Raw genomic sequence first — 22,667 nt, forward strand, 5'->3', positions numbered from 1 at the left:
CCTCAGGTTTTTACGTTGACCCCAAAAGACGCCTACACCACATACACCTCCTATAGCAATAATCACTTGAATCTTACACAATTACTAAAAGGTGCAGTGGTGCAGGTTAAAATATAGAAAAAGCCAAACAGGCAACAGTTTACTTATTTACCTTCATCAAAGCAGAGAAATAATATGTACCAGGCTGTAGCGTCAATGAAATCTCATCTTTCTTTTCAAAATCCAGACTAACTCCTTCTGCATCTCGCCATGGGCATTCTCCTTCCGTTACCGAACCTGGCAACACATTATTCAGTTTTAAAGTAGCGGTTGTATTGGCCGGAATCACAACCTCCAAATACAGCACACCGGAATCAACACGCCAGTTGGATACAATATTTCCATACATGGAATTATAATGTGAACGTACCTGTTCAGGACCTTTCTCCGTAATCCAGGGTTCTATGACAAATTCCCTATAACCTGCCGCCGGCCGTTTAATGCCACCCAACGCCTCAATAAACCAACTTCCGATATACAGATAAGAACTATGCAGTCCCGACCCGCGACACTCCCAATCCTCAAAGAGAGTTCCGGTGCCATACTTCAACATATTTCCCCAACTTGGAAAATCTTCTTTGGCGGCCATCTCAAAAATAAGATCGCTACGACCATTATCCAACAAAGTATGCATCAAGAATGAGCCAGCAGTTATCCCACCCCAGAAGTGGCCTTTACGGTTTACAAGTATCTCTTGTTCCAACCGTTTCCATACCTTCGCTTTTAATGATTTCGGAGGCAAGTCAACCATTATGGCAATAGCCAGATAGGAAGGGAATCCATTTACATAACTATTATCTCTTGAATTAAAGAAGGCGGCATGTACAGCTTTACGAACCTGTGACGCACGTTGCCTGTAAGCTGCCGCCACAGTTGTATTACCCAACACATCTGCAATACGCGCCGCTGTTTCAAGACTATAAATCCAATGGCAGTTATTGAAAAACAGAGTTTCACGCGTATCCCCCAAAGCTTTACCTTGCTTTTCCATAGCCGATCTTTCCGGCCAGACATTCGGCCAAAGCCAGTCGCCCAAGAAACTCCATTTTCCACCCCAACGCACCAGCATATCATTTTCCGACTTGGTTTCTACAAAGTCCAACCAACGCTGAATGGCCGGAAAGCTCTCCGAAAGAATACGCATATCCCCATACTGACGATAGAACTCCCAAGGCAAAGTGATGCAAAAGCCACTCCAGGAAGGCCCGCCGCCGCCAATCCGAGTGGGAGCCGTATAGGGTACATTCCCATTGGCCTCTTGTACATCACGCCAATCTTCCATCCACTTGGAATAAAAAGCCCCCAACTGATAGTTCCCCAAGGCAGTACGTGTAGTAGCTAAAGCATCACCGCCATAACCACAACGTTCGCGGTGAGGGCAATCAACCACATAATTGCCTAAACTCAGATTTTCAAAAGTCCACAAGGTAGTGCGATAAATATCATTCAAAAGAGGAATATCACACTCAAAACCACCTGTACGGCGATAATCAGGACGAATCATCCAACCGCGAATCTGGTCCGGACGAGGCTTTTTACGAAGTCCTGTTATTTGTACCCAACGTCCGGTCATATAGTTAAAACGGTTACAGAACGTACCTTTCCGTTTGGAGCCGACCTTATAAATACTGTGTATGCCATAACTGCATACATCTTTTTCCCTCTCAGAAAACTGAAAATGCACAGAATCACCAGGCTGCCCTTCGATCTGCATCTCAAACCAACCGGCATAATTAATCCCCATATCCACCCGATATACACCCGGAGAAACTTCCAGAACAGAAAGAGGCTTTATCTCTTCCATCAGACGATTAGGTTCCGTACGGTCAGAAGAAACCTTGATGGCCGGATGATAAACCTTTGCTGCCGCCCAATCGGAATCATCAAAATCCACAGCACACCAATTGTCCGCTTCCAATGACGCATCATAAAATTCTCCTTCAAAATGGTGGGCTTCCCAATACCCCATCAAAGTATTGGGGCTAGCATGCACTTTCCAGGAACTATCTGAAACAATCCGCAGTTCCTTGCCCGACGGCAGCCTTATTTCAGCCTGAGCCAATGCCATAGGAATAGCCGGTTTATCCTCCCGCTGATAGGCGGGGAAAATAGCCCAAGAAGTACCCAGCCATAAAGCAACAACATTCTCTCCTGACTTCAGATATGAAGCAATATCATACGTCATATAGCGGGCACGGGACTTATGGTCTGTGACAGAAGGGGCCAAGACAGCATCTCCTACCTTCATCCCATTCACATACAACTCGTGATAACCGACAGAAGCCACATACATGACAGCATCCTCAGGCACACCGGACAAGGTGAACGTCTTGCGTAACCAAGGATCGGACATCTTATTGTTTATCTTCTTTCCACCCATGCTCTGTGACTCCATCTCTGCACTGCCTATCCAACGGGCAGTCCAGCTGCCAGCAAACAATCCCATCCTCCACGAGGCCACAGTGCTCCAGGCAGACCAAACTCCCCGCTCATCGGAAACACCAACTTTCCAGAAACATTTCTGTCCGGCAGACAAAGGACGCCCTCCATAAACAATATTCACGGATTCGGGTGAACGAACAATACCGCTGTCCCAAAGATCACCTTGATTATTGTCCAGAAGATTTTGGGAACTGGCTACCAGAATCCTGTATGCAGTCTGTTTCTCGCCACGTGCAAGAGATGTATTTCCCATCTTCCAGCTCAAACGGGGCTGGCTCACATCAATACCCAGAGGGTTCGCCAGATACTCGCACTGCAAGCCACACGGCTGTAGGTCATGCACCTCAACAGAAACTGTACTTCCTGTATATGCTCCATCAGGAAGGCTTATTTCCATTTCTCTCCCATTAAGAAACAAGCAAATCCGTTTCTGCTTAAAAAGAGGATCGGCAACCCATACGTTGAATTTGCCATCCTTTCGTTCCATATAGACCATTACCGGCTTGTCCGTACGCAAAACCAATCCTTCTTCCAACTTCACCGCCCCGGGGCAATGGAATACCACAGCGTACAAGTTGTTTACTTGAACAGCTTGTACAGCCAGAGTATTCTTCACTATATTAAAAGTTTGTGTCGATACAAAAGTTTGAAATTCATCCAGCGTCTTACCCGGAACAACCATATAAGCATACTTTCCATCTGCCGCTTTCTTTCCATGACTAATCCTGATGCTAAAAATATCCGCGGAAATTCTCTTATCGCTTTCACTGACATTTATCTCCTTCCAAGATCCTGATTGCCTTTTACTTTCAACAACTATTTCTCCTCCAGAAGGGAATAAATAACCTACTTTGTCATGATACACCCATGTCGGATTTTTTACAGTAGCCTCCTTTTTATATATATCTGCGGTACCGTCTTTACCAACTACCATGTCACCGGTATAGAAACACTGATTTACAGTTGTCGCAACTTCTTCCGGAGCGTTAGACGCAATTCCGGTACCCAGACACAAAAGTACATCCTCCAGAAAAAAATATGCCTTGTGAGCTTTTACACCTTTATAATCATGTTCATAAGCTATTACACCATTCTTACCATTGCTGACCCCACCGCCAAACTCGTTCCGCCCGAACAGATAACCATGCAACAAAGCCGAGTCCGGCTGTTGTACAGCCGTAGTACCTGGAATTCCACACCAATTCCATACAGGAAATATATTCTTATACTCCATCCCTGAAGTCATAATGTTCGTGGCTCCCAAGGGAAGATTATAACCTTTCAGATTCTCCCCGTTAAGCATTTCGGTACCATTTGCACGGGTAGAAATAACTTTTGCCGACAGGTAATAATCGGCACCATGTTGCACCATCATGTCGGACTTCCAAAAATATTTATTTCCCGGAGCAGGAAAATCCGCACCAGAAAGATGCTTTTTCCATGCCGAATAATCAGCGGCACATGAAGGGTCATTCTTCTCCATACGCGCCAATGTTATGGCAGATATATTACCGACTCCGTCAAGACGCGATATATTACGCCCGACAGTACCGAAATCAAACGCCTGCCTATACCCCAGCCAACGCTGTCCGTTCAACATTAGGTTAGAGAAAATATCTTTCTTCTCCTGAGTGAAATAACTTTCGAAAACAGTACCTTTCACCAACTGAAGATAATAAGCAATATCATCTACATAAGACAGACCATATCCACCGGAATATAATTGCGGACGATGCTGATGAAAACTGCCGTCAATCTTGATACCCTCATCTCCCTGTCGCGGAACAATCATAATAGTGGAAGCAATAGATTCAAACCCTATCCGCACCAACTCTATATTGTTCTCGATACATCCTTTGTGGATAGTGATATTAGATACCCAAGTGCGGTTTTTACCCTTATGACCCTTGTTTCCTGTCTGGTCACGCAAGTAAGAAGAATAGCGCATCAACTTCTTCTCACTGATCTTACCTTTCAACAGAATCAACGGAACCATGTAATCCTGCTGAGCGCCAATATCATTAAACCACCAGTTTTTCGACACCGGACGCACTTTATACCAATAATCGATTCCTGCCACAATCTTATTCAGCAACTTGCCGGAAGCATGGTATTTACTATCCGGTTTCCGATAAGCGACAGCCATAATGGCCAATCTTTTCAGATGTGCCCCCACCGGGAAATAAGCTCCTTCATGTACAGTAATATAATCCAAGTCCGGGAAACTGCCATCCGGACGCAACATATTCATGTAGCGTGCTACAGTTTCTCCGTCAAAATCCGCTTCCAGATGGGCTGAAACCAACCGGTGAGTCATTTCATCCAGTTCTTTACGATCATTAACTCCCTCTCCTCCTGCATAAGCCCAGAAAGAGAAGAAGCTAAAAATAAGAGTCAATACTTGTAATCGTCTCATAGTTGTACGAACCTTATTTATTCAAACATTTACCGTCGGATACAATATCGGAGCTACGTACCGTACGGATAAATCGGGCATCAGCAGGAGCTGCTCCCTTACATAGATTGAATTCCGCCCCCATGACATCATCCAAAAAGAAAAGTGGACGCTCGTCGGAAACCGCAGCCTCAAAACGGACATTATTAAAACGTACATTCCTGGCATGCCGGACATAAAAACCTGCAGCCGGTAATGTATTGCCAAACATCCTGTTTTCCGGGTAACTTTTCGTCATTTCCGGAACCTGTTTTGCCACCATCTCCGGTGTACCTCCGCCAGGATAACTTATCTGCACATTATTAATGGAAACATTTTCTATATAAGAGCCCTCTACCCCTGTAATGGAACAAGCTATCAGACTTTCAGCCGTAGCCACCACATTACTGATATTGATATTTTTCAGTACCCCTCCTTCTTTACGGAACGTGCGATGTCTATCACCCAAACGAATAAATATAGGAGTCTGCACATCACGCATAGAGATGTTGGAAACAGTAATTCCGTCAATAATCCCTCCATCTACCATTTCAATGGCAACACCGGAAATTACCGTTACATCCGCCGAAATGTGTTCCAATTGCTTGCTCCAATGACGAATATTATCTTCAGCGGCACGGCGAACCACACAGTTGGAAACTGCAATATTACGATATCCGCCATGAGACGCTGTACCAAATTTTATCGCATTACAGTTACTTGCAGTCACACAGTTGGTAACTGTGATATTTTCGCATAACTCAGGATGGTCACTCTTAAAACAGATGGCATCATCTTCCACATCAATATAACAGTCGGAAATAACAGCATTTTTTGCATCAATGTCCAAACCATCATTGTTATAGTTGCAATGGCTGAATACTTTCAAGCCACGTATCGTCACATCTTCACATTTTTCATAATGCTGTACCCAATAAGCAGAGTTGCGCAACGTCAAATCGGCCACTACAATCCCCTTACATTCTACCAGATAAATAATCTTGGGACGTTTAGGTCCACCGTCCGCATCATTGCCGAACTGAAAAGTCTTGCTTCCTCCCTGTCCGTCAATAGTGCCGAAACCTGTAAGAGAAATGTTTTTCTGTCCACGCGCATACAAGAGCGCTGAAGACTGGTTCATGGAACCATCCTTAAAAGGAAAAGCATTATCATAATCAGACAAACGGGTACTCGCCAGTAACAAAGCCCCGAAATCAAGATGAAGATTCACATTCGATTTCAATTCTACGGGACGTATCAAATAGACGCCCGACGGGACCAATACCGTTCCTCCGCCTTTCCGGGAACACTCATCCACAGCTTTCTGAATGACAACCGTGTTATCCGTCACCCCATCCCCTTTGGCACCACGTTTTGTAATATCGATAGTTTCTGCCTGAAGAGAGGCGGAAAACAACAAGGCAACTGCCAGTAACAAAGTCTTGAATTTATTATTCATGATTTTCATTTTATGTTATTTAATGATTTATATCTGCACAAAGCCTCTACATAATAATAATCGGCATATGTCAAAGGCATGTCAACTTCCGTTCCCGACGGAATATTACCTACCGAATGTTTCAGAATAAAGCCACCATTGGTTCCCGGCTCCGCCGTATATTCCGGCGACGATAAAGTATGCAGCATTTTTTCGGCTGCTTTAATATATTTCCTGGACAACTCTTCCGGAACATACCGGCACAACTCCAGCAACCCAGAACAATTGATGGCAGCCGCAGAAGCGTCACGTAGTGCATGTGGTATGTCAGGAGCATTAAAATCCCAATATGGAATCAAGTCTTTCGGCATATTGGGATGATTCAAGATGAATTCAGCCACTTTAACAGCCTGATCCAGGTATTTCGTGTCCTTGGTAAAACGATACATCATAGTATAGCCATATAATCCCCAGGCCTGTCCACGAGACCAAGCTGATTTTTCAGAAAAACCTTGGCCTGCCTGATAATGCTTGATAGTACCATCTGCCGGATTATAGTTCAAGCCATGATAAAGACTGTTATCTGCACGAAAATGATTTTTCAATGTCGTATCGGCATGTTTTACCGCAATATCATAGAAAGTACTGTCACCAGTAGCCTGAGTAGCCCAAAACAACAATTCCAAATTCATCATATTGTCGATAATGACTACATAGTCATTAGGCTTGCGATTGTGGGACTTGATACATCCCACCACAGGACTGAAACGGGAAATCAATGAACGGGCACTATTCACCATAATATCCTTATACTCCGGTTGAGGAGCCAAACGATTAGCATTGCCATAACTGCAATACATCATAAAGCCAACATCATGCGTATTTACGTTATATTGTTCCGGTTCCAACAGTTTCAACATACGTACACCCTCAGCATATATGTCCTTATTCCCTGTCTCTCCATAAAGATAGAATAATGTACCTGGATAAAAGCCACTGCACCACCACTCCGAATTACTGGTTATCAAACGTTGCATAGGCTTGTTATAAGTCTTTGGAAATTTATTCGCTCCGTTCAATTCATCACGCATATAAAGATATTGACGGGTAGCATTTTCCAATGCCTGATCCACTTTTACTTTTCCTTTTGCCAACAAAGTATCCGTAGAAAAAGAGGAAACAATGACTACAGCAATTAATAATACTAATTTTTTCATGGGTTTATACTTTCATTTATTATTATATTATTTTAAAATTCCATTTATTTACGTTCTATCCCACTTACCACCAACACTTTTAAAACCTTCATTTTGCAGATGACAATACCTTTACTTCAGATGGAGCATCAATCCTACTCTTTATCTTACCGTCGATCCCTACTTCATGACGAATTGAAATTATACCATAAGGAGTTGGAAATGTTCCTTCCACCCACTTCAGACCACATAAATGAGGAAGTATCCTAACCACGCGGCAGCCCGGCTCAACCACCTGTACCCCAAGCACATACTCACTCAACCAAGACGTCGGTCCCGAAGCCCAACCATGACAAAGACTATGCCGAAAACCTTTATAACAATAAGCTCCATAATCACCATGAATATCTTTTCTGCCATCCGGAACCAACTCATCAATGCGAGCGGCATTGGGCAACCATTCTATATTAAAATCTTCCCAAAAAGTAGTTGCTCCCAAATCGATCATGGCTCCCCAATATTGACGGATCACATCACAGGCCCCTTGATAATTGCCCGCAGCAGCCATTGCCCGCAACATATAATAACCATAAAAAGTAGAGAATCCTTTCGGGCCATTTACAGACAGATATTTTTGATCAGCCTCTTTGGGATCCATCAGTCCGGCAAGTGCCAATAAAGAAGCAGCCTGTTTGGAACCGGGAGCATCTGGGGCAACTCCAGACCTCAACAACGCTTCTTTCACTATGGGGGCAACTCTAACCATTTTATCAAAAACAGCCTGACATTCAACTGCCAAATCATTATCTCCCAAAATTTTGCATAGTTCACTTCCTGCCTTCATTGCCTGTACCATCAATCCCTGCAGACCAGCGTTGACAGCAATAGGATTCGCCCAAGAGGGCCAATCAAGAAAACGCTTGCCATCCAACCTCTCTACCCCGTCTGCACCGACTTTAGTAATAAGATAGCGAAGCAGCGCAACCAGATAACTCCTTTGTTCTTTCAGATAAGCAAGATCACCGTGATAATAGTACCAATCACGCTGAATCAGCAACCACCAGATTGAATATGAACTGATACCATTCATCCATCCGGGTAACGGTGTTAGGTCACGAATTAAATCAAGGCTTTTAGGTACTACTTCATTATAGCCGAAAACGGTACTCACAGTCATCACTTCCGGATGCAAATCACCAACCCAGACTAAACGATCACGTTTAATCCCGTCCCAAAGGTATTCTTGCATATTCAAATGTACAGTATAGGCTCCGGTTTGCCAAATCCGGTTCAGCCGTTCATCATTACAGCGAAAAGAACCTTTATAAGGAATGTCTCTAAAAATAGAGATGGCACGAACTTCCTTCAACTGTAACTCGACAGAATCGTCCAACACGTCTATACGAACAAAACGAAAACCCGAATTACCCACTTCCATCACCCCCAACCAAGGAAGTTTAATGATGAAATCACGCATTGCATGATCATTGGTAGCACCATTCACGCCATTGACATCACACATTGCTTCACCTACCGATTCACCCAAACGAATGCGGACTGTTATAGGATCATGTATAGCCGGTGCCCCGGTTACAATTTGCAAACCACCTTGCAGTTCTTTACCGAAATCAAGCAAAATGGCCGGATGGCACTTGTCTGTACTGGTTATTTTACAAATATTCCGATTGACCAAATCCGACTGTCCGTTACCGGAAAGAAGTAAATTATCTAGTCCTTGAATCAGTTGTCCTTCCTGCTGCCAAACAACACGTACGGGAGAAAGATATTCACGCGTACGACTATCACGTTGCTGGGCAAACAACACCATAGGTAAAAAAGAAATGAGAATAAATATATTTTTCATATTCAACTAAATCTTGACATGATTCCACAATAATCACTTTTTCTTTTTTTAAAGAAGAGTGGATAAACTTTGCAAATAAATCTTCATCCACTCACTTTTACCTTAAACTTAACTTATACCCTTTGAACCTGAAACATTCCTGTTTCTTTCTATTAGCAAAGTTAAACGAAAACAAACAGATTTGCCGTGCCCAATTTCGCCATTAATGATACAAAGACAGATATCCCAATAAAACATACATTTTTGGCTATCCTTTACACTGCAACAACTTCACTAAACGTACAGCCGAGGGATTCCTATAAAAGTCCCGCAATGTGCCCATTTTTGCCATATTTATATATTTTCCTGGTTAATTCACCAATCAAGCACATTTTTTCCGATAAACAGAAAAGGGAAATTCTTTGATTTAAGTAAATATTGTATCTTTGTTGACATTCAATATATAAACAGCTATTGTATTCATGAAAAAACAAATACTGCTGCTATTGTTGTTTCTACTTGTTACAACCAATAGTATATATTCGTATAACCTCAGGCAAATAAGTAACCGGGACGGATTATCCAACAGTTCCGTCACTTGCCTGTTCCAAGATAGCGAACGATTTTTATGGATCGGAACCTACGATGGACTCAACATGTATGACAGTCGGAATATTTATATCTATAAGCCAGACATAAACAACCAAAACAGCCTGTCCAGCAATGTTATCAGAAATATTATTGAAACTGACGGTGAGTATTTATGGATAAGCACGAAATGGGGATTGAACAAGCTGTCGCAAAAGAACAATGTGATTGAAGAATATCATAATGAGTTTGGAGACAATTCCTATACAGCCAAAGACAGTCATGACAATTTATTTGTTTTCACCAAACCGGGAATTCTGTCACTCTACTCCAAGACACAAAAAAAATTCATTGAGTTTCCTATCCATAAAGAAACAGAAAACAACAAATCATCCGGTATGCTGTTGATAATAGATGAACAGAACACGATATGGATTAATCATCAGGGAACTCTGGAAAGATATGCAATATCAAATATTGGATCAGACTCCCCAAAAATCAAGCAGCTTTCCGATTTCAAACATACACATCCCATTCAATATACATTTTATAATAATAAAAAGATCATTGCCGTAGATTCTGCAGGGAACCTCTATTACATTACCCCGCAAAGTAGTAAATTCATAAAGAATATCGCTACTCTTGTCAAGGAAAACGGTGAAATAGGTTCTATTATCCTGGATAATGAAGATATTCTCATCGGATTCAAGACAAACGGACTTATCCGGCTTGATGCAGCAAAAAATTACAATCCGGAAAAAATAGAAATCAATTGCGGTGTTTTTGCATTATGCAAGGACGAACAGCAAGATATTGTCTGGATAGGAACAGACGGACAAGGAGTATATGCATGGACAAAAGATGAATACACTCTTAACAACATCTCTCTCAATCAGTTACCCATAGATAAAAAAAGACCAATCCGGGCTATCTATACAGACCAGCAAAATACCTTATGGTTAGGAACCAAAGACAACGGCATAATCCAGATAAAGGAATATGATAGTACAAAAAATTATTCCACATCAAACGTGAAACATTTCACAACTCAAAACGGATTGACAAATAATGCCGTTTTTGCTTTTGCCCATAGCAAAAAGTATCCTATTGTCTGGATCGGATCAGACGGTCCCAATCTAAACTATTATTCTTATTCGGACAATAAGATACACACACTCATCAATAAAACAAAATCTGGGATCTCCCATGTACACTCTATTGTTGAAACAAACGATTCAATATTATGGGCCGGTTCAGGAAGCACCCTACTGCAAATCTATTTTGCTATTCGAAAAAATACCATAGAAATTGAAGATATAAAACCTGTCAGGTTTAAAAACCTAAATGAACAGCAATACAATCAGATATATTCCATTTACCAAGAAAATGACTCTATTCTTTGGGTTGGAATGAGAGGAAACGGAGTTATCCGGTTAAATACTCTGACAAACAAACAGCTCCCCATAACATTCGATGAAAAAGGCATAGCTCCAATGAACGACATTCTTTGCATTCATCAGGACAAAAGGAAAAACATCTGGATTGGGAGTAGCTATGGCCTTACCAAACTAAAACTACTTCCGAACGACAAATACAGTTACGAAAACTTCAACGAGAATGAAGGATTACCTAACAATACAATACATGGCATAACAGAAGACCCACAAGGAAATTTATGGCTCAGTAGCAATACCGGACTCATATTATTCGATCCTACAAAAAACACCTTCCGTAGCCTGAACCATAAGACCGGACTGAAAATTACAGAATTCAGCGACAACGCATATTTCCAAGACCATACCCGGAACAGATCTTTTTTTGGAGGAGTGGATGGAATTGTATGGATAAAAAAAGAAGCAAAGAAAAAAAAGCAATTTATCCCTGACATTTATTTTACTAAGCTTAGAATATTCAATCAGGATTATAATATTTCTGAATTTGAAGAGACAAAGGGTAACCAAAAATCAATTGTATTGAACCATGATCAGAATTTCTTCGCAATCTCCTTTGTTGCAATGGATTTCATCAACGGGGAAAATAGCAGATATTCTTATAAACTGGAAAATTTCAGCGAAGTATGGATGGACACACGCTCTAATGAAGCACAATTTACCAATATTCCTCCCGGAAATTATGTTTTAAAAGTAAAATACAATGACGGAATTAACAACAATGAAAATCTGATCAAAAAAATTCATGTCATCATCCTGCCTCCCTGGTACCAATCCATTACAGCTCAAATAATCTATGTTTTATTGGCTATAGGAATAAGTATCGGTATCTTTCGGTACGTATTCTGGAAATACGAACGTAGAAAGGCATCTATCTCCAGAAAGCTGAATGAACGATATAAAGAAGAAATGTACGAAGGAAAGCTACGCTTTTTCACCAACATAACACATGAGTTTTGCACACCGCTTACACTAATCTACGGTCCATGTGAAAGGATACTACATTATGACAAGAGCGATAGTTTTATTAAGAAATATGCCCAAATTATAAAATCAAATACAGAACGCTTGAACAGTCTTATACAAGAAGTAATCGATTTTCGCCGTATGGAAACCGGTAATCAAATATGTCATATACAAGAATTGAACATCAGTGAACTGGCCAACGAAATTATAGAATCATTCGGAGAGCTGGCTGAGCAAAACCACATACACATGGAAACAGACGTTACTCCGGATATTATTTGGAGAAGTGACAACAGCGGTTTTACAAAGATTCTTAGTAATTTGATTTCCAATGCATTCAAATATACACCTAAGAATGGAACAATCAAAATATCCATAAAAACCAACGACAACAAACTGAATATCAAAGTCTATAATACCGGAAAAGGAATCAGCCAAGAAGATATTCCGCTTATCTTCAACCGCTATAGTGTACTCGATAACATCAAAGAAAATAGCATCAAGGGCCTGTCATCCAGAAATGGATTGGGACTCGCCATTTGCCAAAGTATGGTAGAACTGTTACAAGGAACCATTGAGGTTGAGAGTAAAATTGACCAATATGCCGAATTTATTGTTAATCTTCCTCAGCCCAATGCAACCGAAGACACTGATACCATACAGAAAAAACAACGCAAAGTAGAATATCCAAACAACAAAACAGAAAGGCCAATATCCGAGAAGGCAACTTCAGAAAAACAAGGCAATCAACAAGAAGCTACCATCTTAATCATCGACGATAACCAAGAATTATTATGGATGCTGAAAGATATATTATCCGACGAATACACAATTCTAACGGCTGAGAATGGCGAAGAAGGGCTCACCGTCTTAAAACAAAAGAGTCCAAATCTTATCATTACAGATATCATGATGCCCAAAATTGATGGAATCACTCTTACTAAACAGATCAAAGGCAATAAACATACAACTCATATCCCCTTAGTGATTCTTTCAGCAAAGAACACTACCGATGAGAGTATTGAAGGCATTGAATCCGGAGCAGACGCTTATATCCCCAAACCCTTCAACACCCAATATTTAAAAACAATAATCAAACAACTGATAAAAAAACAAGAAGAGTTAAAGCAATATTATAATTCTTCAGCCAGTGCATTTGAATTTTGTGGTGGTCAATTACTGCAAAATGAGGACAAGCAGTATTTACAAACAGCAATAGAAATAATAAATAAGAATATGGACAACACGAAGTTCACTCCCGATGAACTTGCCGAAGCCATGCAGACTAGCAGCAGAAATCTATACCGTAAATTTAAAGATTTAGGACAGCTACCTCCCAAAGACTTTATCAAAGAACAGAGGATTAATTATGCTGCAAAACTATTGTTAACCACTACGTTAACAATACAAGAAATAATGTATCGGACTGCTTTTACCAACCGGTCTCATTTTAACAGAGAATTTGCCAAGCGCAACAATAACCAAACGCCAAGAGAATACAGGGAAACCAACAAGCATAAGGATGATTCATTTATTTGAAAGTTGCCGATCATTTATTATCAAATTCAGATTGAGCATTTTTAAATTCCAAAGGAGTCATGCCTGTTTTGCTTCTAAATAAATTATGGAAAGTGGGCATGCTATTAATACCCGAGGATTCAGCAATGGCACGCAAAGTATATTCAGGATGTTCTTTTAATAATTGTATAGCATAATTTAAACGTAAACTATTCAGATAACCACTTAAATTTGTTCCTGTATTTTCTTTTATCATTTTGGCAAACCGGGTATTGTTCACACGAACTCTTTTAACCAGGTCATCTCTGGTTAAATCTGCCGATAAGTACAATTTCTCTTTCTTAATGAGAAAATCCAATTTTTGAAAAATCACTTTATTGACTTCACATTCCGTCTCATTATTGGACGAAACTGTTTCCTCCAATTCACTGTCCGATAAAGAGACGCAATCTCCCGATTGTTCAAGCAAGTCTGGCTGCTTCTGAGACTCGTCTATTTCTTTTTGAAAAGCCAATTCTTCATTGATATATTGAACCAAAGCTCTGTTCTTATTTTTTATAGTACAATTCTGTAGCCATATCCGCCAAAGGAAAAACAAAGCCAATAAAGTAATTCCCACTATAAAGACCAATGAAATATTGCGCACTTTCAGCTGGAAATCCTGTTCTACAATACGCGCTTCTTTTTCATTCACTTCATAAATGGCATCCAGTTCTATGGCAGCAGCATCTTTCTCACGCAAATACATACTGTCGGACACTTTTATTACCGCTTCCCTCAACGCCGCAACTTGATCATATCGCTTCAATGCCAAACAGGCCTTTATCTCTTTCTGTAAAATTCCTCTATATTGATAGTTTATCGTATCCTGCTGCTTGAATACATTTTTTAAATCATAGCAATTATCCAATACAGCCTGGTACTGCCCTATAGCAAAAAGATATGGAGTTGCATCATATTTACCATCCGGAGTAGAAGCGGCAGCGGTTCCTTGAAATTTTTCATAAAAATCCGCTGCCAATGAATATCTCCCTAAATTATAATATATATAAGCCAATTTGGAATACAGATATGCATACTGCTGATCTAAATACAGTTCAGGAGCCTTTTCTGAAGATTTCATCTCATTAAGCAGCTTTTCTCTTCTCAATCCAAGAGTCAATGCCTCTTTGAGCCTCCCATCATCCATCAAATAAGACATCTTTACACCAAAAAAATAAGAAAGCATTGCCATTCCTTCTATATTTCGTGTATTATCCAATAGTTTAATCGCTTTGTCAAAGCATTCATACCCTTCTTCAACAAAAGACAACATCCTTTTATTCTCACCTATACAAAAAAGTAATTTTCCTTCCGCTTGCAGATTTCTATTTTTTTGGGCCTGCCTAATTCCTTGAGTAGCGTAATACATACTCTCTTTGTGCATACTTAACAAGACAGCAAGTTCAGCCAAATCAGTCGTTACCTTCAATAAATGCGCGGGGTTATTATTGGCGACAGAATCAAGTTCATACGCTTTCCTTGCATATATAAAAGCTAACTTATTCTGATACATTTGACGATACGCCATACTACGCAAATCATTAATCAGACAAAGTGGCATTGCTTTCCTGTCTTCTGCCTCATCCAACAATTTCAAACTGAGTTTTGGGTCAGACATATAAATCTTTGTAATATACTGTTCCGTATATATTGAGTCTGACCCAATTGTCATCTTTTCCCGGGCAGTCACACCCATACAGTTTATATACAAAAAAGTATATATAAAGATGAGATACTTCATGACACAAAAAAAATATTTTATTTTGATTTTAGTAAAATGATATGTACTTCTCTATCCTGCATTGGTATTTTAGCGTGCAAATATATGATTTTATACCAATACAAAAGACAAAAATCAGTTATCTTTGCATAAATGTAATTTTATTAAATATGAAAATTCTCTGGATAGACTTAAATAGTTCATATGCACATTCTTCATTAGCTCTACCTGCACTGCAAGCACAAGTTATCGCCAATAACTCCATAGAATGGGACATTGTATCTGCTACCATCAATGAGAATGCAGGTATGGTTGTCGATGCAATCTACCAACATCATCCTGATATTTTAGCTGCAACAACATGGTTATTCAATCATGAGCAACTACTACATATCACGGCAAGATTAAAAAAACTACTTCCTAAAAGCTGTATCATTTTAGGCGGACCGGAATTTTTAGGAAACAATGAAGAATTTCTCCGTAAAAACAACTTCATCAATTGTGTTTTCAGAGGAGAAGGAGAAGAAGCATTCCCCCAATGGTTATCCTGTTGGAACCAACCGGAACAATGGCAGTCAATACCTGGTTTATGCTATCTCTCTCAAGAGAAACAATATATAGACAACGGAATAGCACGGGTACTCAATTTTTCCAACTTGGTTCCTCCTGAAAAAAGTCCTTTTTTTAACTGGGACAAGCCATTCGTGCAATTGGAAACTACACGAGGTTGTTTCAACACTTGTGCTTTTTGTGTCAGTGGAGGGGAAAAACCGGTACGTACCTTATCTATTGAGACCATCCGGGAACGACTTAAAATCATCCATCAACATGGTATAAAGAACGTACGTGTCCTTGACCGGACATTTAATTATAATCCACGCAGAGCAAAAGAGTTACTCCAACTTTTTTTAGAATTTTCTCCCGATATACGTTTTCATCTGGAAATACACCCGGCTTTACTCTCCCGTGAACTAACAGAAGAATTGCAACACCTACCGGCCGGGCTTCTACATCTTGAAGCCGGAATCCAAAGTTTACGCGAACCCGTCCTCCGTACAAGCAAACGAATGGGAAAACTAAACGACGCACTCGAAGGATTAAAGTTTTTGTGCTCATTGCCCAATATGGAAACCCATGCTGACCTCATTGCAGGCTTACCTTTATATACGCTGACAGAGATATTCGAGGATGTGCGTACTTTAGCTGAATATGACGCCGGGGAAATACAATTGGAATCATTAAAACTATTACCCGGTACCGAAATGCGTAGAAACGCGGAAGAATTAGGTATCATATACTCCCCTTTCCCTCCATACGAAGTTTTGCAAACTCATGAAATCAGTGTCAGCGAGTTGCAGACAGCCCGTCGGCTTTCCCGTTTATTGGACGGATTTTACAATACCTCTGCCTGGAAAAATATCACTCGCAAACTGATCCTATACAACGAGGACTTTCTCTACCGTTTTTTGGAACATCTTACACAATGTAACCTTATCGACCAGCCAATGAGCCTGGAAAAGCGGGGAATCATTCTCTATGAATTCTGCAAAAAGAACTATCCCCTTTATCAAACAGATGTCAGTATCGCTTGGATAGAAGCCGGTATGTCACTGAAAAAGATACCGGCAGAAAAAATAAAGACGAAACGTCAGATTCCACCTGCCAGTTGGAAGGTAATTTACGGGGAATACAAAGAAAACCTCCGCCTTTGTTTTTTACCTTTAGACGAAAGTACAGGACAAGGTTATTGGTTTGGTTATGAATCTGAGACTCAAAAGATAAAACCCGTATTCAAAGCAATAGATCTCAAAAATCAAGAGCCATTAAAGATAAGACACTGATAAACAAACAGATCCACCACTATAGGTTTCAATAAATGATTATGACCACCGATTTCCCATACGATTGGTTCGGCACTGCCGAAAAGTTTTTTTCGTCCACCGAACTCGCCGTTTTAAAGCAGATTCATGCTACGGCCAAGCATCTGTCTGTTCCGGCCAAAACGGTATTGCTGGAAGAGAGCAAAGTTGCGGACAGGCTGTATCTGATCCGCAAAGGTTGCCTGCGCCTGTTCTTTTTTAATGATGGAAAGGATATTACCTTCCAATTTTTCTTTGAAGGCGATTTTGTCGCCTCTTTCGACAGCTTATACAATCGGCAACCAAGTCTTTTTTCGCTGGAAACCATCGAACCTGCGGAATTATCGGTAATAAAAAGGGATGATTTTTACAATCTTATCCAGCGCATGCCTCCATTAAGACAAGCATATGAAGAGAAACTCATCGAACGCTTCCGAACCTATCAAAAGCTTTTCCTCTCACACATCAAGAATACGCCACAACAGCGTTACGAAGAATTGCTGAAAGAACATCCCGACATTGTCCGGCGGATTCCGCAGCACTACATCGCCTCCTATCTCGGCATTACGCCTGTCTCTTTGTCCAGAATCCGAAACAGACATTGATTTCTTTACAATTGTTATCGTCGGTGTTCATCGTTTCAGCGAACTTTGCATCATCAATATAAAAAGAAAAAATGATGAAAAAGATTTTCGTAATAGACTGGATTATGATTGCAGCGTTCATTCCAAGCCTATGTTCCGGAATAGGACTGCACATTGCAGGGCATGAAGCCAACCATGAGGTATGGCATAACTGGGCGGTATCACATGTGCTCTCAAGCCTGCTGTTCCTTGCCGCCTCCATTCTCCATATCAAAACACATTCGAATTGGTACAAGAGTATCACCCGCTCCGGAATAGGACACAAAAGCCGAGTGACGGTGCTATTGTCTATCGTGTTCATGGCTGTTGTTGTTACGGGCATTGCTCTGCTTGGCGTAGAGGGGGCAGGCTCGTCAGTCGGGTTATGGCATTACCGGACAGGAATTGCCGTAAGCGTATTGTCTGTCGGACATCTTCTAAAACGAATTCCATCGTCCCGATCGTTTATTTTCCGTTCCCGAAACAAATAGCGTGAGTCTATGCCTTGCACATACGCCGAAAATCTGAACGGCAAATGAGCAACTACACAGGACAAATATGCTGAAACCGCAATTTCGGTAAGCAGAACAGTAATCTGTCTAATTCTGGAATAATGATTATAAGGTACATTTGCAACGTGAATGTTGGTATAATCAATAATTACATATAAGAGAATAGAAAATGAAGAAAGATGTGATAATCCTAACCGGAGCCGGCCAGATAGGCATGGCAATAGCCCGCAGGATGGGCTACGGAAAGAAAATTGTTATCGGAGACAAAAAAACAGAAAATGCCGGAGCGATTGCCGGGATAATGAATGGGCGGGATTCGACGCCGTCCCCGTGGAAACGGACCTCTCCTCAAGGGAATCCGTCTTAAACCTGATTGCCAAGGCACAAGAGTATGGGGAAATCAGCATGCTTATCAACTCCGCCGGAGTCTCTCCCAGCCAGGCTCCCGTAGAGGCTATCTTAAAAGTAGATTTATACGGAACAGCGGTCTTGCTAGAAGAAGTCGGAAAGGTAATCGGAAATGGTGGCGTGGGAGTGACGATTTCCAGCCAGTCGGGACACCGGATGCCGGCATTGACACCTGAAGAGGACAGATTGCTCGCCACCACACCCGCCGAAGAACTACTCTCGTTGGATATCCTGCAACCGGAACATATCCGGGACACGCTGCACGCCTACCAGATGGCCAAACGCTGCAACGTGAAACGAGTAATGGCGGAAGCGGTGAAATGGGGCGAGCGTGGCGCACGCATCAACTCCATCTCGCCAGGCATCGTCGTAACACCGTTGGCGCTTGATGAACTCAACGGTCCGAGAGGCGATTTTTACAGGAACATGTTCGCCAAATGTCCGGCCGGTCGCCCCGGTACGGCAGACGAAATCGCTAATGTAGCCGAGTTGCTGATGAGTGACTGTGGCTCATTCATCACGGGTGCCGATTTCCTCATAGATGGTGGTGCCACAGCATCCTACTTCTATGGTCCGCTAAGCCCCGAAAGATAAAACAACCTTATGAAAAAGATTCCAAGCGGAAGCAGAAGAAGTTCAATAAATAAAAACCCGGTTTTACATTGTAAGGTGTAAAACCGGGGGTAATCCTTGTAAATCACTGATTATCAATATTTACAGCGGAGAGACAGGGATTCGAACCCCGGGTGCCTCGCAGCACAACGGTTTTCAAGACCGCCGCAATCGACCACTCTGCCACCTCTCCAAAACTTCATTTAAGAAATGCTTCTCTCTTAAAGCGGTGCAAAGATACAAATCATTTTTTATTCTACAAACTTTTCTGCACAAAAACAGAGCAACTATACTAAAATTCTTGTTTATACCCACTACGGAACAAGCGTAATGACATTAAGGTTATTTGTTGAAATTTATCAAAGACAAGAGAGCGTTTTACAACTTACTGGTTATCAATACACTTACAAAGAGCCGCATTCAGTATATGATTGAACCCTATTCAATATACGATTGAATAGCATTCACTATACGACTGAATTAGGTTCAGAATACAACAGTTCCTTAAACTTACATTATTTGTAAATAATACAGATTATGATCCGATTCTTGTTTCAGTTCATAAACCACATATAAAGAAAGTCTTGACATCTCTACTACCCCGGACATTCACTACCTAATAATAGTTATTTTATGCTGTTCAACATAAAAAGGGGAATCTCTCTTATAAAATTACGGAATTTATTCAGTATTTTTGCACGCTCTAAAGGATAACATTAGATAACCCACTTAACAAAATGAATTTTATGGAATTGAACAAAACCTTTATAGACGGGCTTTGGAGCAAAGAAATCAATGTCAGTGATTTCGTCAGTAAAAACATCACACCCTATACCGGTGACGCTTCTTTCCTGCAAGGACCTACCGAGCGCACCAAACGAATCTGGGACCTTTGCCTGAAAGCACTTGAAGAAGAAAGAAACAATAATGGCGTCCGTGCATTGGATAACGTAACAGTGTCCACCATTACATCACATAAAGCAGGCTATATTGACAAAGAAAACGAGCTTATCGTCGGACTGCAGACAGACGAATTATTGAAACGTGCCATCAAACCCTTCGGCGGCATCAATGTAGTAGCCAAAGCATGCCGCGAAAACGGAATCGAAGTGGATGAAAAGGTAAAAGATATCTTCACCCACTATCGCAAGACCCACAATGACGGTGTATTCGATGTATATACAGAAGAAATCCGTTCCTTCCGTTCATTGGGCTTCCTTACCGGTCTGCCGGATAATTATGCCCGTGGACGTATCATCGGCGACTACCGCCGTCTGGCCCTCTATGGCATAGACCGTCTGATTGAAGCCAAAAAAGAGGACTTGCACAATCTTACAGGCCCGATGACAGAAGCGCGCATCCGCTTGCGTGAAGAAGTGGCAGAGCAGATTAAAGCTTTAAAAGACATCAAGGTGATGGGTGAATACTACGGACTCGACCTCAGTCGTCCGGCTACATCGGCACAGGAAGCCGTACAATGGGTATATATGGCATACCTGGCTGCTGTCAAAGAGCAGGACGGCGCAGCCATGTCATTGGGAAATGTATCCTCCTTCCTTGACATTTATATCGAATACGATCTGGCTCACGGCAATATTGACGAAACCTTTGCACAGGAGCTGATCGACCAGTTTGTTATCAAATTACGCATGGTCCGCCACCTGCGCATGCAGTCATACAACGATATTTTTGCCGGAGACCCCACGTGGGTGACCGAATCTATCGGAGGCCGCTTCAACGACGGACGCGTAAAAGTAACAAAGACTTCTTTCCGCTTCCTGCAAACCCTGTACAACCTCGGCCCCTCTCCCGAACCTAACATGACGGTACTGTGGAGTCCCGAACTGCCTGAAGGTTTCAAGGATTTCTGCGCGCAAGTATCGGTAGACACTAGTTCCATCCAATATGAAAATGACAATCTGATGCGCGAAGTGCGTAACTGTGACGATTATGGCATTGCCTGCTGCGTATCCTACCAAGCCATCGGCAAGCAAATCCAATTCTTCGGAGCACGCGCCAACCTTGCCAAGGCATTGTTGCTCGCCATCAACGGTGGACGCTGCGAAAATACCGGAACTGTAATGGTAAAGGGTATTCCTGTGTTAACCAGTGACACTCTGAACTTCGAAGAAGTAATGGTCAACTATAAGAAAGTGCTGACTGAAATTGCCCGTGTCTATAACGAAGCAATGAACATCATCCACTACATGCACGACAAGTATTACTATGAAAAGGCCCAGATGGCATTCATTGATACTGATCCCCGCATCAACCTGGCATACGGTGTTGCCGGACTTTCCATTGCCATCGACTCCCTCTCTGCCATCAAGAATGCCAAAGTAACTGCCCGTCGCAATGACATTGGGCTGACAGAAGGCTTTGATATTGAAGGCTCTTTCCCCTGCTTTGGCAACAACGATGACCGTGTGGATCACCTTGGAGTGGATTTGGTGTATTACTTCAGCGAAGAATTGAAGAAACTGCCCGTTTACAAGAATGCACGGCCTACCCTCTCCTTGCTGACCATCACCTCCAATGTGATGTACGGCAAGAAGACCGGTGCCACTCCGGACGGACGCGCCAAAGGAGTAGCTTTTGCTCCGGGTGCCAACCCGATGCATGGACGTGACAAGAATGGTGCCATCGCTTCCTTGAGTTCTGTTGCCAAATTACGCTACCGTGACTCACAGGATGGTATCAGCAACACGTTCTCCATCGTTCCCAAGTCATTGGGTCCCACACCCGAAGAGCGGGTAGAAAACCTGGTGACCATGATGGACGGTTACTTTACTAAAGGTGCACACCATCTGAACGTAAATGTACTGAATCGTGAAATGCTGGAAGATGCCATGGAACATCCCGAAAAATATCCGCAGCTCACGATCCGTGTTTCCGGTTATGCCGTAAACTTTGTGAAGTTGAGCCGTGAGCATCAGTTAGAAGTCATCAGTCGCTCATTCCACGAAAGAATGTAAT

At 41.7% G+C, this 22,667-nt stretch carries 10 protein-coding genes, 1 tRNA gene and 1 pseudogene; 6 read left to right on the forward strand and 6 right to left on the reverse strand.

Annotated features, from left to right (window positions below; all coding sequences use genetic code 11):
* Positions 1–139: 139 nt before the first annotated feature.
* The 4 genes from HMPREF9446_RS18135 to HMPREF9446_RS04555 form a co-directional block, all read right to left on the reverse strand.
* The gene (locus HMPREF9446_RS18135; protein WP_009124251.1) at positions 140–4,897 is read right to left on the reverse strand and encodes a family 78 glycoside hydrolase catalytic domain; all 4,758 of its coding nucleotides are present in this window, start codon (positions 4,895–4,897) and stop codon (positions 140–142) included.
* Positions 4,898–4,910: 13 nt separating this feature from the next.
* Entirely contained in the window at positions 4,911–6,374 is a 1,464-nt protein-coding gene (locus tag HMPREF9446_RS04545; protein WP_039968584.1) for a glycoside hydrolase family 28 protein, read from the reverse strand.
* Between the two features lie 5 nt (positions 6,375–6,379).
* Entirely contained in the window at positions 6,380–7,570 is a 1,191-nt protein-coding gene (locus HMPREF9446_RS04550) for a glycoside hydrolase family 88 protein (RefSeq protein WP_009124253.1), read from the reverse strand.
* A gap of 88 nt (positions 7,571–7,658) precedes the next feature.
* Complete coding sequence (locus HMPREF9446_RS04555; RefSeq protein ID WP_009124254.1) at positions 7,659–9,413, reverse strand: alpha-L-rhamnosidase-related protein; 1,755 nt, start codon at positions 9,411–9,413, stop codon at positions 7,659–7,661.
* 461 nt (positions 9,414–9,874) lie between these two features.
* On the opposite strand from HMPREF9446_RS04555, the gene HMPREF9446_RS04560 reads away from it, so the two are divergent.
* Entirely contained in the window at positions 9,875–13,936 is a 4,062-nt protein-coding gene (locus HMPREF9446_RS04560) for a hybrid sensor histidine kinase/response regulator transcription factor (RefSeq protein WP_009124255.1), read from the forward strand.
* Positions 13,937–13,946: 10 nt separating this feature from the next.
* On the opposite strand, the gene HMPREF9446_RS04565 is transcribed toward HMPREF9446_RS04560, so the two are convergent.
* Complete coding sequence (locus HMPREF9446_RS04565; protein WP_009124256.1) at positions 13,947–15,698, reverse strand: helix-turn-helix domain-containing protein; 1,752 nt, start codon at positions 15,696–15,698, stop codon at positions 13,947–13,949.
* 149 nt (positions 15,699–15,847) lie between these two features.
* Between HMPREF9446_RS04565 and HMPREF9446_RS04570 the strand changes: the two genes are divergently transcribed.
* From HMPREF9446_RS04570 to HMPREF9446_RS04585, 4 genes and pseudogenes are all read left to right on the forward strand, one after another.
* Positions 15,848–17,518: a B12-binding domain-containing radical SAM protein gene (locus HMPREF9446_RS04570; protein ID WP_039968586.1), complete on the forward strand. Its 1,671-nt coding sequence runs from the start codon at positions 15,848–15,850 to the stop codon at positions 17,516–17,518.
* Positions 17,519–17,553: 35 nt separating this feature from the next.
* A complete protein-coding gene (locus tag HMPREF9446_RS04575; protein WP_009124258.1) occupies positions 17,554–18,141 on the forward strand; it encodes a Crp/Fnr family transcriptional regulator in 588 nt (195 codons plus the stop codon).
* Between the two features lie 74 nt (positions 18,142–18,215).
* A complete protein-coding gene (locus tag HMPREF9446_RS04580) occupies positions 18,216–18,650 on the forward strand; it encodes a DUF4405 domain-containing protein (RefSeq protein ID WP_050797280.1) in 435 nt (144 codons plus the stop codon).
* 190 nt (positions 18,651–18,840) lie between these two features.
* A pseudogene (locus HMPREF9446_RS04585) lies at positions 18,841–19,673 on the forward strand (SDR family oxidoreductase).
* 126 nt (positions 19,674–19,799) lie between these two features.
* On the opposite strand, the gene HMPREF9446_RS04590 reads toward HMPREF9446_RS04585, so the two are convergent.
* A tRNA-Ser gene (locus HMPREF9446_RS04590) sits at positions 19,800–19,884 on the reverse strand.
* Positions 19,885–20,437: 553 nt separating this feature from the next.
* On the opposite strand from HMPREF9446_RS04590, the gene pflB reads away from it, so the two are divergent.
* Entirely contained in the window at positions 20,438–22,666 is a 2,229-nt protein-coding gene (pflB, locus tag HMPREF9446_RS04595) for a formate C-acetyltransferase (protein WP_039968566.1), read from the forward strand.
* Position 22,667: the final 1 nt, after the last annotated feature.

This window comes from Bacteroides fluxus YIT 12057 (genome assembly GCF_000195635.1).
Classification (GTDB): domain Bacteria; phylum Bacteroidota; class Bacteroidia; order Bacteroidales; family Bacteroidaceae; genus Bacteroides; species Bacteroides fluxus.

Excerpts from the sequence above, each read along its gene's own strand:
- HMPREF9446_RS18135 (WP_009124251.1), bottom strand. The coding sequence starts at position 4,897 with ATGAGACGATTACAAGTATTGACTCTTATTTTTAGCTTCTTCTCTTTC.
- HMPREF9446_RS04545 (WP_039968584.1), bottom strand. The coding sequence starts at position 6,374 with ATGAATAATAAATTCAAGACTTTGTTACTGGCAGTTGCCTTGTTGTTT.
- HMPREF9446_RS04550 (WP_009124253.1), bottom strand. The coding sequence starts at position 7,570 with ATGAAAAAATTAGTATTATTAATTGCTGTAGTCATTGTTTCCTCTTTT.
- HMPREF9446_RS04555 (WP_009124254.1), bottom strand. The coding sequence starts at position 9,413 with ATGAAAAATATATTTATTCTCATTTCTTTTTTACCTATGGTGTTGTTT.
- HMPREF9446_RS04560 (WP_009124255.1), top strand. The coding sequence starts at position 9,875 with ATGAAAAAACAAATACTGCTGCTATTGTTGTTTCTACTTGTTACAACC.
- HMPREF9446_RS04565 (WP_009124256.1), bottom strand. The coding sequence starts at position 15,698 with ATGAAGTATCTCATCTTTATATATACTTTTTTGTATATAAACTGTATG.
- HMPREF9446_RS04570 (WP_039968586.1), top strand. The coding sequence starts at position 15,848 with ATGAAAATTCTCTGGATAGACTTAAATAGTTCATATGCACATTCTTCA.
- HMPREF9446_RS04575 (WP_009124258.1), top strand. The coding sequence starts at position 17,554 with ATGATTATGACCACCGATTTCCCATACGATTGGTTCGGCACTGCCGAA.
- HMPREF9446_RS04580 (WP_050797280.1), top strand. The coding sequence starts at position 18,216 with ATGAAAAAGATTTTCGTAATAGACTGGATTATGATTGCAGCGTTCATT.
- pflB (WP_039968566.1), top strand. The coding sequence starts at position 20,438 with ATGGAATTGAACAAAACCTTTATAGACGGGCTTTGGAGCAAAGAAATC.